Here is a 13,581-nt window from a genome sequence, read left to right as displayed (position 1 = left end):
CAACTCGGCGCATGAAGGTGCAGGTGCAACAGGTACCGATCGCGGTGCCGGGGTTTCGTTTCGGGGGCGCGGCGTGCGGGCTGAAGACGACGCGAAAACGCGACATCGGCTTGATCATCTCCGAAGTGCCGGCGACCGCTGCCGGCGCGTTTACGACCAACCGCGTGCAAGCGGCGCCGGTGCAGCTCGGGCGCGAGCGCTTGCGCGGCGGCCGGCTGCAAGCGGTGGTGGTGAACAGCGGCAATGCTAACGCTTACACCGGGCGCGAGGGCTTGCGCGCAGCCCGCACTATGTGCCGGGTGGTGGCGCAGCAACTCGGCATCCGCGAGCAGCTCGTCGTGCCCTCCTCGACCGGGCGGATTGGAATTCCGCTGCCGCTCGAAAAGGTCCGCCGCGGTGTCATCGCGGCCTGCCGTGACGCCAGTGCGGGCGGCTTTCATCGGGCCCTAGAAGGCATCATGACCACCGACGCCTTTGCGAAATTCGCCGTCGAAGGGGTCGTGCTCGACGGCCGCGAGGTCACCATCGCTGGCATGGCCAAGGGCGCCGGCATGATCGCGCCGCGTATGGCGCTGCACGCCACCATGCTGAGCTACATCGTCACCGATGCCCGGGTGTCGCGGGCGGCTTTGAGGCGGGCGCTGGCGCTCGGCCTGCCGCAGTCGTTCAACGCCGCGGTCGTCGATGGCGACACCAGCACCAACGATACCCTGCTACTGCTCGCCAACGGCGTGGCCGGAAACCGCACACTGACGCCGGCCGCGGCCGGCTTCGCCGAGTTCGCCGGCGCGGTCGGGCGCGTCATGCGGGCGCTCGCCCGCATGCTGGTGCAGGACGGCGAGGGTGCCACCAAGGTGATTGATATCACCGTTCGTGGTGCTCGCAGCCGCGCCGACGCACAACGGGTTGCCGATACCATCGCCCGCTCGCCGCTGTGCAAGACGGCGTTCTTCGGCGGTGATCCTTACACCGGCCGCATCGTCTGCGCCGCCGGTTACAGCGGCGCCGTGTTCGACCCGGCGCGCCTCGACATCTTCCTCGGCGACGTCCAGGTGGTCCGCCGCGGCGTCGAGCTGACGGGCAAGGTGGAACGGCGCGCGGCCCAGATCACGGCCCGGCCGGAATTCGCCTTGATGCTCGATCTGCACGCCGGCCATGCCGTCGCTCACCGCATGTGCTCTGACCTGACACCGGACTACGTGCGCTTCAATTCCGCCTACCGGACGTGAGCCGAAAAGGCCGGGGGCGTTGGCGGGGAACAAGTCGGGCGCTGGGGGGCGCACGGTTGTGCTCCCCCCAGCGAACAAGGTAGCTTAGCCCTTCTTGCCCTTGATGATCTCGTCGATCATCGCCCGGAAGCCCTCGGGCGAACGGCTGCCTAGGCGTTTGCCGTTGACGAAGATGGTGGGCGTGCCGGTTACCTGCACGTCGGTGGCAAGCTTCATCTCGTCCTGAATCTGTTGCTGAATCTCGGGCGACTTCATGTCGGCTTCGAACTTGGCGACATCGAGGCCGACCTTCTGCGCGTATTCCCTGATCTTGTCCGGCTGCAAGGCGCGGCTGTTGGCGAACAGCTCGTCATGCATCTCCCAGAACTTGCCTTGCTTGCCGGCGGCCAGCGAGGCCTTGGCCGCATCCATCGCGAACGGGTGCATCGGCAACGGGTACTGCTTGTACACGAAGCGTGTGTCGTTCGGGTATTCCTTCAGCATTTGGTCCACCAAACTGGCGGACTGGGCGCAGAATGGTCACTGAAAGTCGGAGAACTCGGTGATGATGACCCGGCCCTCCTTGGCTCCTTTCACCGGCGAGGCGCCGATGGGTATGTCATAGATCTTGTTGGGATCGATCTGCGGGCGGGCAGCCGCTTGTGGGGCCACCGGGCGGGCGTCGAGCTTCTTCTCGAGGTCGTTGAGCTTGGCCAGGATCTGCTTTTGCTGGCTGCGCAGCTCGGTAACGTCCTCGGCGCTCGGGCCGCATGCGGCCAGCAACGCCAAAGCGCCCAAGGGGATGGCACGGCGCGTTGTCGGGTACTCCATTGGCGAGCTTCCTCCTCTCCTCCGCTAGTTGCGGGCAGCTCTCTATTACCTGTGCCGGACGCCCATGACAAGCGCCGGCTTCCTGAGGTGCCGCGCGAAGCCGCCGCGGCCGGTGACAGGCTCAATCACGACAGCACGAAAGCTCGAAAACACGAAAGCGGAAGCGGATCCTTCTCGTGCTTTCGGAGCATCGTGTTCTCGTGATCTCCCCTGGTGTGGCTCGCGCGCGCCGCGGCGTATATAAGCGCGGGCGTGCGGGTGTGGGTCGATATCGAGAATGCGCCGCAAGCGTGGTTCTTTCGGCCGCTGTTGCCGGCGCTGCGAGCGCGCGGGGCCGAGGTGCTGGTCACGGTGCGTGACTACGGCGAAGTCGTAGCGCTGCAGCGGGCAGCGGGTGAACCCTTCAGCGTTGTCGGTGCCGTGCAGCACTCGTCGCGGCTGGCGCGGGCAGCGGCGGTGCTGAGCCGTGCACTGGCGCTGGCGCGCTGGGCTCGTGGCCGCGGCTTCGCGGTGGCTGTTAGTCACGGCGTGCGCGCGCACCTGCTGGCGGCGGCTGGGCTGCGGATTCCCTGCGTGACCGGCTATGACTACGAGCACGCCTCGAAAGCGCTGGTCCATCGCTGGGCGAGCGAGGTGCTGGTGCCGCGCGTCCTGCTCGAACAACACCTGCGGCCGTCGGGCGCCGATCTCAGGAAGGTAACACCTTACGACGGCTTCAAGGAGGAGCTTTATCTCGCTGAATTCCAGCCCGACGCGGCCATCTATGCGAGCCTCGGGCTTGATCCGAACCGCCTGGTGGTAACCGTTCGACCGCCTTCGTTTCATGCGCACTACGCCAGCGCCGAGGGCAACGCGCTCTTCTTCGAGGTTGTGCGCAGCCTGCTTTGCCAACCGCAAGCGCAACTGGTGATCACCGCCCGCGACGCCGAGCAGCGCGCGGCGGTGGCAGCGATGTGCCGCGGTGATGCCCGCGTCTGCCTACCCGAGCGTCCGGTGGACGGGCTCAATCTGATTTGGCACTCCGACCTGGTGATTTCCGGCGGCGGTACGATGGCGCGTGAGGCCGCGCTGCTGGGGGTGCCGGCAATCAGTATCTTTCGCGGTAAAGCGGGAGTGCTCGACGCCCATCTGGAGGCCACTGGCCGCCTGCGGCGGATCGGCAGTGCTGCCGAGCTAGGGGAGTTGCCGCTGGCCGCGGCACGCGGCCGGCGTACCCCGCCGGCGGCGCGCAGGGACTTGGTCGATCACCTCGTCTCCCGAATCCTCACCCATGCCGGCGGTACGCCGGCGGCGCCTTTGCCGTAGCAAGCACCGGCCCCGGCTTTCCATTTGTACCGGCACTGGCTTATAAGCACGGGCATGTTGCCGGCACACAAGCGCTTCTTGCTGCTCGAAGAAGGGGTCGGGTCGATCGTCGTCAACCTGCTGATCAACGGGGTGATCGCCTTCTTTATGTTTCGCGGCGCGGCCGCGGTACCGCTGTGGGGGCAGCAAAGCATTGCCGGCGACACCATCGGCACGGCCTTGCTGCTGCCGTTGTTCACCTGCCTGATTGTGACGCCGCTGGCGCGCCGGCAAGTACGCGCCGGGGCGGTGCCGCCGTTAGCGGCGTTGCCGGCGGCAATGCGCTGGCTGCCGCGGGGCACGTTCCGGCGCGGACTTCTGCTCGGGGCCTTGACCGTGGCCAGTGTGGCGCCGGCCACGATCGCCGCGCTCACTGCCGGCGGCGTCACACAACAGAGCTTCTGGGGCTTCGTCGCCTTCAAGGCGATCTTTGCTGCGGCGCTCGGCGCGGTGGTGACGCCGCTGATTGCGCTCTACGCCATCGCCGGCGAGGCCGCGTTGCCGGCGGATTGACATCGCTGCTGCCAGCGTCGAAGGATTCCATCATGAACGTTTCCATGTGGGCCAGAGCGGTGAACGTCATCCCGCGCGTGAGCAAGCAAGAGTGGGATGGCCTCGATGTGATCTCGCGCTGGCTGATCGCCACCCGCTCCGCCGTGCTGGTGATGACGCTGATCTCGGCCATGATCGCAGGCTTGCTGGCGGCGCGCGACGGCTACTTCGATGCCCTGCTATGGCTGCTGGTGACGGTCGGGCTGCTCTTCGCCCACGCCACTAACAACCTGGTGAACGACTTCACCGATCATCTCAAAGGGGTCGACAAGGACAACTACTTCCGCGCCCAGTACGGCCCCCAGCCGCTCGAACACGGCTTGATGACACGCGCCCAGGCGCTGCGCTACATGGCCGTGACCGGTCTGATCGCGTTGAGTGCCGGGGCGGCGCTGGTGGCGGTGCGCGGCGAGGCCACGCTGGCGCTGCTCGCGCTCGGCGCCTTCTTCGTGCTCTTCTACACCTGGCCGCTTAAGTACATCGGCATGGGCGAGGTGGCGGTGATCATCGTCTGGGGGCCGCTGATGGTGGGCGGCGGCTACTACGTCATCAGCGGGCAGACCTCGCTGCTGGTGATATTGGCGAGCCTGCCGGTGGCGCTGGCGGCCACCACCGTGCTGTTCGGTAAACACATCGACAAGCTCGATGCCGATGCGGCCAAGGCCATCCGCACCATGCCGGTGCTGTTGGGCGAACGCAATGCGCGTTACGCCACTATCGGGATGCTGACGCTGGAGTACGTGCTGGTCGCGGTGCTGGTGTGGAGCGGCTACCTCTCGGTGCTGCTGCTGGCGGTGCTGTTCGCGCTGCAGTGGTACTGGCGCGCCGTGCGCGTTTACGCCCACCCTCGGCCGGCCGGGCCGCCGCCGGAATACCCGCCGAACATCTGGCCGCTGTGGTACTCCGCTTTCGCCTTTCAGCACACCCGCCGATTCGGCAGCCTGTTCCTGCTGGGCCTGGCGGCTGACGTGCTCGCGCGTAAGCTCGGACTGCTGTAATTGAAGCGGCGGCCCGGCCGCTATGCTCGGCCGCCGGCGATTTCTTTAGACGCAACGGAGGAGAAGTCATGGAGTTCGGACTACAACTGGCCAGCTTGGAGTGGCCACGGCTGCGCGACGTCGCTCAGGCCGCGGAGGGGCTCGGCTTTCACGCACTGCTTGTTCCCGATCACATCGTGGCTGAGGGGCCCGAGCGCCAAGTCAACGCCGACTATCTCTCGTACGACCCGATGATCGAGGTCGCCTTGATGGCAGAGGCCACCAAGAAGGTTCGGGTGGGCCACCTGGTCTTGTGCAATCTTTTCCGTCATCCCGCGATCACGGCGCAGAGCCTGATGTCGCTCGACCGCTTGAGCGGCGGGCGGCTGATCGCCGGCATAGGCACGGGCTGGACCGAGAGCGAATTCAAAATGACCGGCATCGCCTTTCCGGAAATCGGCCCGCGGCTGCGGATGTTGGACGAATCGTTGACCTGCATGCGCTCGCTGTGGACGAAGGAACGCACCAGCTTCAGCGGCGAGTTCTACCGTTTCGACGAGGCCGTGCTGTCGCCCAAGCCGGTGCAGAAGCCGCATCCGCCGATCATGCTCGGTGGCGGCGGTAAAGGCTTGCTGCGGGTGGCAGCGCGGCATGCCGATATCGTCAACGTCATCTCCGACGCCGGCAAGCCCGGCTACATCAAGCTCGAGAATGTGGCCAAGCTGACCGACGAGAGCTTTCGCGCCAAGGTGGCCTTCTTGCGTCAAGAGGCCGCGCGCCACGGCCGCGACGGCAACGCGATCCAAATCAGCAACATGGTGTTTTCCACCGTGGTCACCGACTCGCCCGAGGCCACTCGCATGATGGCCGAAGGCATGGCGCCGATGTTCAACACCACCGCCGAGGGCATGCTGCACTCGCCGATGGCGCTGATCGGCACGCCCGAGCAGTGCGTCGCCGAGCTACGCCGCCGCCAGCGCGAGTGGGGCGTCTCCCAAGTGCTGTTCTCGTTCAGCGGCGAGGACGTCATGCGGCGCCTGGCCGAGGACGTGCTGCGCCACGTCTGAGGCCGCGGCTTACCGCTCTGCTACTTCAGCGGCGGCCGGAGGGTGTGCCACTCGGTGGCCTGCTCGTAGGCGTGAGCCAGGCGAAGGATCGTGCTCTCCGCGAAAGCCGGACCGGCGATTTGAAAGGCAAGGGGAAGACCCGTGCGGGCTTGGCCGCAGGGCACGCTGATGGCCGGCAGGCCGGTGAGATTGAACGGCCCCATGTTGCGTGACAGGGCGCTGCCGACGTCGAGCGCTTGGTTGCCGATGTTGACGAAGGTGTCGCTGCGCCGTGGCGCCGGCACGGCGATGCCGGGTACGACCAGCGCATCGACGCGCGCGAAGGCGGCCGTGCATTCGGCCGCCAGCCGCGCCCGCAGGCGTTGGGCCGCGATCATGGCGGTGGCAGGGATCAGCCTGCCCACTTCCAGGAACGTCCTGACATCGGCACCGAAGTCATCCGCGCGCCGGGTTAGGTTGACGGCGTGATAGGCGGAAGCCTCCGCCATCATGATCGCCAGATGCGCCGGCTGCGCTTGCAACAGCGACGGCAGCGACACCGGCAGGGCGCGCACACCGAGCCGCTTCAGTGTCGTCAGGGCCGCATCGAACGCCGCTTGCACCTCGTCACCAACGACGTCGAAGAAGAACTCACGCGGCACGCCCACCCGCAGACCCTGCGCCGGCTGCCTCAAGGCGGCGCGGTAGTTCCCAACTCGCCGGGTGCTGCAAGTCGGGTCATGATCATCCGCACCCGCCATGGCCGCGAGTAGCAGCGCCGCATCTTCGACCGTCTTCGCCAGCGGTCCGACGTGATCGAGCGACCAACTCAGCGGCACCACGCCGTAGCGGCTGACCCGACCCCACGTCGGCTTCAACCCTACCACCCCACAGGCGCCGGCAGGAATGCGGATCGAGCCGCCGGTGTCGGTGCCGATCGCCCCGGCGCATAGCGACGCCGCGACCGCCGCGCCCGAGCCGCCGCTCGATCCGCCCGGAATGCGGTCCAGCGCCCACGGGTTGCAGGTGGCCCCGTGGTGAGGGTTGTCGGTGCTGACGCCGTAAGCGAACTCGTGCAGGTTGAGCTTGCCCAGCACGACGGCGCCGACGCTGCGCCAACGGGCCACCGCCGTGGCCTCGAAGTCAGGCACCCAGTCGGCCAGGATCTTCGAGCCCGCGGTGGTGCGTACGCCGCGGGTGGCGCAGAGGTCCTTGACCGCCAGCGGCAAGCCGTGCAGCGGCCCGCGCCGGCCACGCGCGCGATCGAGCCGGCGGGCCTGGCGCAGGGCCTGCTCGCCGGTAACCGTGATGTAGCTGTTGATCAGCGGATCGAGCTTCTCGATGCGATCGAGAAACGCCGCGGTCAGCTCGACCGCGCCCAGCTTGCGTTTGGCCAGCAGCGCAACCAGCTCGCTCGCCGTCAGCAGTGGCAGCTCGTTCATCGCCGGCACTCTAGCGGCGCGCTGACGCCGATCGGCTCGAGCTCACCGAACTCGGTCTGCTCCAAGGCCACGAAGCCATCGAACAACCAGCCGACCAGCAGCCGCTGCTGTTCATTTTGCGCCGCGCCCAGGAGCTGCGCCTTGCGCGCATCGCTAGCAGAGCGGTGCTTCGATCCTTCGGCCATGATGCCCTCTCTTGGTCGTGCTCGGCTCACGGTGCCTGCGCGGCACTCGACAACGAGATTTCACTCAGGTTGCCGACGACCACCAGCAGCAGCTGCTCGGGCTTGAGATACAGTTGCGCCACGCGCAAGACCTCCTCCTTGGTCACGGCGTTGATGCGCTGGGGGTAGGTCTCGGCGTAGTCGCGGCCCAAGCCGTAGAACTCCACCTGCGAGAGGAAGCCGGTGATCTTGCGGTTGCTATCGAGCCGCAGCGGAAAACTGCCGGTGAGATAGAGTTTGGCTTCGGTGATTTCATCGTCGGTCACCGGTTCGCGCCGGATGCGGTCGATCTCCTCGCGTGCACGGGCGATGGCGTCGTGAGCCGAGGCATTCTTGGTTTGCATTACCACCTGAAAACTCCCCGCCGCCTTATTGACCGAGAACATGCTGCCGACCGAGTAGGCCAAGCCGCTGCGGGTGCGGATATTGTCGAGCAAGCGGGAAGAGAAGCCGCCGCCGCCCAGGATGTAGTTCATGACCGTGAGGGCGTAGTAGTCGGGGTTGTCGCGCGCCACACCGCGGTGCCCGAGGATGATGTTGGCCTGGGTCAGGGGCTTGTCGATCAATACCGGTGATGTCGCCACCGGTTGGGGCGCAGGATAGTCGAAGGCTGCGGCCGGGCCGCCGTCCCAGGAACCGAGCACGGCCTCGAGCTTGGCTTGGATTTCCGCCGTGGCCACGTCGCCGACCGCAGTCACCAATGCCTGTCGCGGGCGATAGTGCCGCCGGTAGAAGGCCACGACGTCGGCGCGGGTGATCTTGGGCACCGAGTGCAAGGTGCCTTCGTCGGGATGGCCGTAGGGCTCGCTACCGAAGAGCGCGCGCTGGAAGGCCTTGCCCGCCACCGCGCCGGGCTGGTCTTCCTGTGCCCGGATACCCGCTAGCACGGCCTCGCGGCGGCGGGTCAATTCCGCTTCGGCAAAGGCCGGATGGAGCAGCACGTCGGCCAGCAAGTCCAGGCCGGCGTCGAGATCTTTTCTCAACACAGCAAGTGAGACGGTGACCATGTCGGCATCCGCGGCCGACTCCAGCGAGGCGCCGAGGAAATCGATGGCGTCGCTGATCTCCGAGGCGCTGCGCCGAGCGGTACCCTCGGTCAGCAACTCAGCGGCGAGATGCGCCACGCCCTCCTTGCCGGCCGGGTCGCGCCGGGCGCCGGCATCCAAGGTGACCTGAACCATCACCGCCGGCACGCTGCGCTGCTCGGAGACGATCAGGGTGACACCGTTGCCGAGCGTGCTGTAAGTGGCTGCGGGTGTTCCCGCCCGCGCCGCCCCGATGCCGAGGCCGAGCAGCGCGACCAGACCCAAGCCCATCGTCCAGCGCATTAGTGCACCATCCCGTGCGGCGCTGGCGCCGGAGCCATGCGCTTGCCGGGTTGTGGGGGCAAGGGATCGAGCACGCCGGCGGTGAGGTTGTCGGCGATCAGGTAAGTGGCCGCCACCCGGCGCACGTCTTCGGCGCTCACCGCGCGCACCCGCGGCAGGTACTGATCTATCAGCCGCCAGTCGCCGGCAATCTCGTACTGGCCGAGCAACAACGCCTGGTAGAAGAGCGAGTCTTGCGCGAAGACGAAGCCGGCCTCGATACCGTTCTTGGCCTTCTCGACTTCACGCTCGCTCGGCGGTTTGCTTTGCAGCTTCTTGATCTCAGCGAGCAAGGCTCTCTCCAGCTCGGCGGGGGTCTTGCCCGGCAGCGGTTGCGCGTAGAGGGTGAAGGTGCCGGGGTCTTTGGAGGTGTACTCGTAGCTGCCGTTGGCCTCACGCGCCAGGCGCCGGCGATAGACCAGCTCCCGATACAGCCGTGCGCTCTTACCGCCGGCCAGAACGCCGGCCAGCACTTCGATCGCAGCGGCGTCGGGCTGGTGCAGATTGGGCACGTGATAAGCAAGGCCGACGAAAGGCAGTTGCGCTTCCCGGCGCACGGTGACGCGGCGCTCGCCCTGTTGCGGCGGCTCGACCGCCCGCACCGGCGGCGGCGGGCTGCCGGCGGCAATAGCACCGAATGCCTTCTCGATCGCGGCCGCCAGTTGCGCGGTATCGAAATCGCCGGCCACGATCACCACGGCATTGTTGGGGGTGTAGTACTGCTGGAAGTACTCTTTGAGGTCGGCCAGCCTCGACTGCCGGATGTCCTCCATCCAGCCGATCACCGGCCAGCCGTAAGGGTGGGCGGTGTAAGCGGCGGCGCTGATGGCCTCGAACAGCGCCGCAACCGGGCTGTCGTCGGTGCGCAGCCGGCGCTCCTCCATGACCACCTGCCGTTCAGGGGCGAAGAGATCCTCCTGGAATTGCAGGTGCGCCATGCGGTCGGCTTCCAACTCGTTGACCACGCCGATGCGGTCACTGGCCATGGTCGCGAAGTAGGTGGTGTAGTCCTGCGTGGTAAAGGCGTTGGTGTTGCCGCCGTTGCGCTGGATGATCTTCGAGTACTCCTCCGGCCCCACCTTCTCCGTGCCCTTGAACATCATGTGTTCGAGCAGGTGCGACAGCCCGGTGCGGCCGAGCGTCTCGTTGCGCAAGCCGACCCGATACCACACCTGGAAGACTGCCACCGGCGCCTTATGCTCTTCGAGCAAGAGCAGCTTGAGCCCGTTCGGCAACACCTGCTCGCGCACGCGCCCGGCATAAGTCAGCGCGGCCGCCGGCGACGCCACCAACGCACCGGCCACGACCGCCACCATCGTTCCACGAACCCAATTCGGCATAGGCACGGACCCTACCGGCGGGTTGGGGACGGGTCAAGCTGGGGCCGCGAGGAAGCCGGTGCTTTCGGCTTTGGGCTGCGGGTGAAGCCCGCTAGCGCGAGTAGCGGTCTTTGTCACCGCCGAAGTCAGGATGATACGGCCCGGCCGGAAGCCCGGTACCGGGCATGACGAACGCCTGCGTGTTGGCCTGCTGCGCCAGCGGGCGGTAGTCGACCTCGATCATCTCGTTGACGGCGTACGTAACGGCGGCTGCGACCAACATGCCGATCAAGTTGCCACCACCGTCGCCGGAATTGTGTGCCACCGATTGCGTGCTCTCCCACAGCAGTGTGCCCGTGCGAGTATCCTTCAGTGTAAACGCGGCGGTAACCGTGGTCGATGTCTGCAATACGGCGTAGCGGTTGCTCCAGTCCTTGATGGTAACGAACAGCACCGCGTCGGCGCCGAAATGCTCGCGGAAGCGATCGAGCGGGAGCTGGTGCACCAGGCCGGCCTCGGGCAGTCCGAGGTCGCGCAAGAGCAGCTCCGTCAGGTAGACCGGAAACACATAGAAGCCGCGCTCGGCCAGCGGCCGCGACACCGTGGTCATGTACACCGGCTGGGCCTCGACCGTGGTCGTTTCGTTCAGCGCCGGCACTATGAGAATCGAGCGTGGCTCATGCGCGAAATAGGCGCTGTAGTCCTTCTTGGCGGCGCAGCCGGCCACGCCAAGCAGAGCCAAGGCGACAGCGATGCACCGCGGCATCATTGCAGCGAGCCGCCCCCGGCCGACGGCGGCATGTTAGCCGCGGCCTGTTGGCGAACCTTGGTGATCAACTTGTCCATCAACGGCTTCGATTCCGGGAACAGCCGGGCCTCCTGCTCGAAGTATTGAATGGCTTGCGCGGGCTGCCCGCGCTTGTAAAGCAGGAAGCCGTACTCGGCACACACGCCCGGGGGAACGCGGCGCCCGGTCTGCTGCGCCGAGGTGATGGTCGCCTCGAGGGCGGCCTGCGCCTTGACCTCGTCGTGAGCAACGTAGCTGGCCTGCAGGCTGTCTTCGTACTGACCCCAGTCGTAGAGGGCCGTCGGACCACAACCCGCGGTGACGATTACGCACGCGAAGGCCAGCGCCAGGTAAAGCCAGCTCTGTGCGTGATCGGGATGCGCCGGTTTACCGCCCGGCCGCGGCGCGGTCATCGGGCCGCCCCCTTGAGCGGGCGGCGGGCATCGAGAGTGCGCACGACGTTGTTCAGCATGTTGACGATCGCCGCGTCGATCGCCTTGCCGTCCAGAGTCGAGTCCCACCCCGCGCTGCCGCCGAAGCCAAGCGTGCTGGCGGCTTCGATGGTGGCGTCGCCACTGCCCTCTTGCGTATAGAAGATCTCTCCGGTGCGTGGATCGGCCAACCGCAACACCACGCGGGCACGCGCGCGCTGCTGCTTCGAGCGGCCGAAGAACCACGAGCGGCCGGTGGTCTCCCGCCCCAGCTCGGCGATCGAGCCGAGAATCAGCGCATCGACGCCCTTCAGGTTCTTCCTGAAGTCCTCTTCGGAGAGGCCCATCAGCTTCGCTTCCGCTCTCAGCCGCCCGAGATCAGGCCGTTCGACAACGACGAAGCGTTGGGTTTCGACCAGATGGTTGCTCAGCAAGTCGCTCGCCTGCTTGCCCAGGCGATCGCCGGATTCGTCGGTGAAGAGACCGGCTCCGTAGCTCGACTCGTTGGTGAAGCGGCCGATGGCGATCTGCATCCGCTCGGCTTCGGGCAACGGTGCCGCGGCGACTGCCGGGCCACGGTCGGCGACGCCTTCACTGATGGTGCGGGTAGGGCTGCACGCTGCCGCCAGCGCCGCCAACCCGAGAACGAAGCCCCGCTGTAGTGACGCTCTCACGATGCCCTCCTCGTTCGCGATCATGCCCTATATCACTTTTTGTCTGCGAGCTGAAAGCCTCAGGGGGCAGCGCAAGGGCAGCGCAGGGCAGCGCATGAGACGAAGGTTGCCGGCTAGTGGGCGCTAGCGCCCGCGGGGGCGGCTGTACTTGCGGGTGAGGGCGCGAGCTTCAACTAGCGCGCTGCGTAGCGAGCCGATGGCCTCCCGGATCACCTTGTCGTCATCCTTCGCGATCGCCGACCAGCGCTTGCCTTGCTTGTAGGCGGCGACGACTTCGTCGAAGCTGCCGGCGCCCGCCTGGGCGAGCGCGCTGGCGACGGCGACTTCGCCGAGACTGATGCGGGTGTCGAGTTGGCGGCGGTCCACGGTAGCGGCCGGAATCCCCAACGTCTTGCCGAGCGCCTCCTGCAAGATGCGCGCAGCCTGCGGCGCGCGCGCCTTCTCGTCGATAGTGCGCGCGTAGCGTTTGCACGCCGCCTCGCCGTGATCGCCGGACGCCTCTAGCTCGGCCAGAGTCGGCAGCTTGGCGATTTGCCGGTTGGGATCGGGTTGGTAGTGGCGCTGAGCTTCGGGCAGCCAGCGCTTGATGTCTTGTTGCCGGGTGCCGGCGCTGGGATGGGTGGAGAGGAATTCGGGCGGGACCTTGTCGTTCGCCCTTTCCATGCGCTCCCACAGGTGTAGCGCTGCCTCGGGGTCGTAGCCGGCTTTGGCCATGAGAATCATCCCGATGTGATCGGCCTCCGACTCCTGCGCCCGGCTATACGGCAGCAGCACCCCCAACTGTACGCCAAGCCCGAAAGCCTGCAGGACCGCTTCCGCTGCGTACGGGTCTTGGCCGCCAAGCGCCAGCGCCAGTCCGGTGCCAAAGATCTGGGCCAGCTGCCCCTGGCTCATGCGCTCGGCGCCATGGCGCGCCAGCGCGTGGCCGACTTCGTGGCCGATGACCGCGGCCAAGCCGGCTTCATCCTGCGCCACCTCGAAGAGCCCGGTGTAGACGGCCACCTTGCCGCCGGGCAGAGCGAAGGCGTTGATCATGCTGTCGTCGTCGATAACGTTGAACTCCCACTTGTAGTCGGGCTTGTCGGCCGCGGCCTGTACCCGCTCGCCGACGCGGCGGACCAAAGCGAGCACCGGCGCTTCTTGCACCAGCACCGCTTTGCTCAACACCTGGCGGTAGGCGTCGATACCGAGCTGGACTTCCTGCGACTCCGACACCAGCACCAGTTGCGAGCGCCCGGTGTAGGGTGCGCTGGTGCAGGCGTAGATCGCGGCACCCAACAGCAGCGCGGCGGGAGCGATCGCCCTGAGCTTGGTCATGCGCGGCATTGTATGCAGCCGAGGCGTGGTGCGCCAGTGCGGCACGCGCACGCAGCCATCTG

Annotated in this window: 15 protein-coding genes; 5 read left to right on the top strand and 10 right to left on the bottom strand. The window is 66.9% G+C overall.

The window, feature by feature from the left end; all coding sequences use genetic code 11:
• The first annotated feature begins 11 nt into the window (after positions 1–11).
• Entirely contained in the window at positions 12–1,229 is a 1,218-nt protein-coding gene (gene argJ / locus HY699_17650) for a bifunctional glutamate N-acetyltransferase/amino-acid acetyltransferase ArgJ (GenBank protein MBI4517633.1), read from the top strand.
• Positions 1,230–1,313: 84 nt separating this feature from the next.
• Here argJ and HY699_17645 read toward each other — a convergent pair whose 3' ends face one another.
• Together HY699_17645 and HY699_17640 are read right to left on the bottom strand one after the other, a co-directional pair.
• Positions 1,314–1,712 (bottom strand): DsbA family protein, encoded by a 399-nt coding sequence (locus HY699_17645; protein ID MBI4517632.1) that lies wholly within the window; start codon positions 1,710–1,712, stop codon positions 1,314–1,316.
• A gap of 36 nt (positions 1,713–1,748) precedes the next feature.
• On the bottom strand, positions 1,749–2,039 hold the full coding sequence (locus tag HY699_17640) for a hypothetical protein (protein ID MBI4517631.1): 291 nt from the start codon (positions 2,037–2,039) through the stop codon (positions 1,749–1,751).
• 213 nt (positions 2,040–2,252) lie between these two features.
• Here HY699_17640 and HY699_17635 point away from each other — a divergent pair, with 213 nt between their 5' ends.
• The 4 genes from HY699_17635 to HY699_17620 all read left to right on the top strand — a co-directional run bounded on the left by HY699_17635 (position 2,253) and on the right by HY699_17620 (position 5,979).
• Positions 2,253–3,344, top strand: coding sequence for a DUF354 domain-containing protein (locus HY699_17635; protein ID MBI4517630.1), 1,092 nt, complete (start codon positions 2,253–2,255; stop codon positions 3,342–3,344).
• 54 nt (positions 3,345–3,398) lie between these two features.
• Positions 3,399–3,896: a hypothetical protein gene (locus HY699_17630; protein ID MBI4517629.1), complete on the top strand. Its 498-nt coding sequence runs from the start codon at positions 3,399–3,401 to the stop codon at positions 3,894–3,896.
• A 32-nt stretch (positions 3,897–3,928) separates the two neighbouring features.
• Entirely contained in the window at positions 3,929–4,933 is a 1,005-nt protein-coding gene (locus HY699_17625; protein ID MBI4517628.1) for a prenyltransferase, read from the top strand.
• Between the two features lie 68 nt (positions 4,934–5,001).
• A complete protein-coding gene (locus tag HY699_17620) occupies positions 5,002–5,979 on the top strand; it encodes an LLM class flavin-dependent oxidoreductase (protein MBI4517627.1) in 978 nt (325 codons plus the stop codon).
• Positions 5,980–5,999: 20 nt separating this feature from the next.
• Here the strand turns inward: HY699_17620 and gatA are convergent, their stop codons facing one another.
• From gatA to HY699_17580, 8 genes are all read right to left on the bottom strand, one after another.
• On the bottom strand, positions 6,000–7,400 hold the full coding sequence (gatA, locus tag HY699_17615; protein ID MBI4517626.1) for an Asp-tRNA(Asn)/Glu-tRNA(Gln) amidotransferase subunit GatA: 1,401 nt from the start codon (positions 7,398–7,400) through the stop codon (positions 6,000–6,002).
• Positions 7,397–7,585 (bottom strand): hypothetical protein, encoded by a 189-nt coding sequence (locus tag HY699_17610; GenBank protein MBI4517625.1) that lies wholly within the window; start codon positions 7,583–7,585, stop codon positions 7,397–7,399. The genes gatA and HY699_17610 overlap by 4 nt, the downstream gene beginning before the upstream one ends.
• A gap of 26 nt (positions 7,586–7,611) precedes the next feature.
• A complete protein-coding gene (locus HY699_17605; protein MBI4517624.1) occupies positions 7,612–8,952 on the bottom strand; it encodes an insulinase family protein in 1,341 nt (446 codons plus the stop codon).
• On the bottom strand, positions 8,952–10,307 hold the full coding sequence (locus HY699_17600) for an insulinase family protein (protein ID MBI4517623.1): 1,356 nt from the start codon (positions 10,305–10,307) through the stop codon (positions 8,952–8,954). Before HY699_17600 ends, HY699_17605 begins: the two co-directional genes overlap by 1 nt.
• A gap of 115 nt (positions 10,308–10,422) precedes the next feature.
• Positions 10,423–11,076, bottom strand: coding sequence for a DUF799 family lipoprotein (locus tag HY699_17595; GenBank protein ID MBI4517622.1), 654 nt, complete (start codon positions 11,074–11,076; stop codon positions 10,423–10,425).
• Complete coding sequence (locus tag HY699_17590) at positions 11,076–11,510, bottom strand: DUF4810 domain-containing protein (protein MBI4517621.1); 435 nt, start codon at positions 11,508–11,510, stop codon at positions 11,076–11,078. Before HY699_17590 ends, HY699_17595 begins: the two co-directional genes overlap by 1 nt.
• Positions 11,507–12,226: a curli production assembly protein CsgG gene (locus HY699_17585; protein ID MBI4517620.1), complete on the bottom strand. Its 720-nt coding sequence runs from the start codon at positions 12,224–12,226 to the stop codon at positions 11,507–11,509. Before HY699_17585 ends, HY699_17590 begins: the two co-directional genes overlap by 4 nt.
• Positions 12,227–12,325: 99 nt before the next feature.
• On the bottom strand, positions 12,326–13,528 hold the full coding sequence (locus tag HY699_17580) for a M48 family metallopeptidase (GenBank protein MBI4517619.1): 1,203 nt from the start codon (positions 13,526–13,528) through the stop codon (positions 12,326–12,328).
• Positions 13,529–13,581: the final 53 nt, after the last annotated feature.

It is taken from the genome of Deltaproteobacteria bacterium (genome assembly GCA_016210005.1).
GTDB lineage: Bacteria > Desulfobacterota > Binatia > HRBIN30 > JACQVA1 > JACQVA1.
Note: the sequence above shows the minus strand (reverse complement) of the source record. Positions and strands in the feature narration are given on the sequence as shown.

Coding starts and splice junctions, on each gene's coding strand:
- argJ (MBI4517633.1), top strand. CDS start 12: ATGAAGGTGCAGGTGCAACAGGTACCGATCGCGGTGCCGGGGTTTCGT.
- HY699_17645 (MBI4517632.1), bottom strand. CDS start 1,712: ATGCTGAAGGAATACCCGAACGACACACGCTTCGTGTACAAGCAGTAC.
- HY699_17640 (MBI4517631.1), bottom strand. CDS start 2,039: ATGGAGTACCCGACAACGCGCCGTGCCATCCCCTTGGGCGCTTTGGCG.
- HY699_17630 (MBI4517629.1), top strand. CDS start 3,399: ATGTTGCCGGCACACAAGCGCTTCTTGCTGCTCGAAGAAGGGGTCGGG.
- HY699_17625 (MBI4517628.1), top strand. CDS start 3,929: ATGAACGTTTCCATGTGGGCCAGAGCGGTGAACGTCATCCCGCGCGTG.
- HY699_17620 (MBI4517627.1), top strand. CDS start 5,002: ATGGAGTTCGGACTACAACTGGCCAGCTTGGAGTGGCCACGGCTGCGC.
- gatA (MBI4517626.1), bottom strand. CDS start 7,400: ATGAACGAGCTGCCACTGCTGACGGCGAGCGAGCTGGTTGCGCTGCTG.
- HY699_17610 (MBI4517625.1), bottom strand. CDS start 7,585: ATGGCCGAAGGATCGAAGCACCGCTCTGCTAGCGATGCGCGCAAGGCG.
- HY699_17605 (MBI4517624.1), bottom strand. CDS start 8,952: ATGCGCTGGACGATGGGCTTGGGTCTGGTCGCGCTGCTCGGCCTCGGC.
- HY699_17600 (MBI4517623.1), bottom strand. CDS start 10,307: ATGGTGGCGGTCGTGGCCGGTGCGTTGGTGGCGTCGCCGGCGGCCGCG.
- HY699_17595 (MBI4517622.1), bottom strand. CDS start 11,076: ATGCCGCGGTGCATCGCTGTCGCCTTGGCTCTGCTTGGCGTGGCCGGC.
- HY699_17590 (MBI4517621.1), bottom strand. CDS start 11,510: ATGACCGCGCCGCGGCCGGGCGGTAAACCGGCGCATCCCGATCACGCA.
- HY699_17585 (MBI4517620.1), bottom strand. CDS start 12,226: ATGATCGCGAACGAGGAGGGCATCGTGAGAGCGTCACTACAGCGGGGC.
- HY699_17580 (MBI4517619.1), bottom strand. CDS start 13,528: ATGCCGCGCATGACCAAGCTCAGGGCGATCGCTCCCGCCGCGCTGCTG.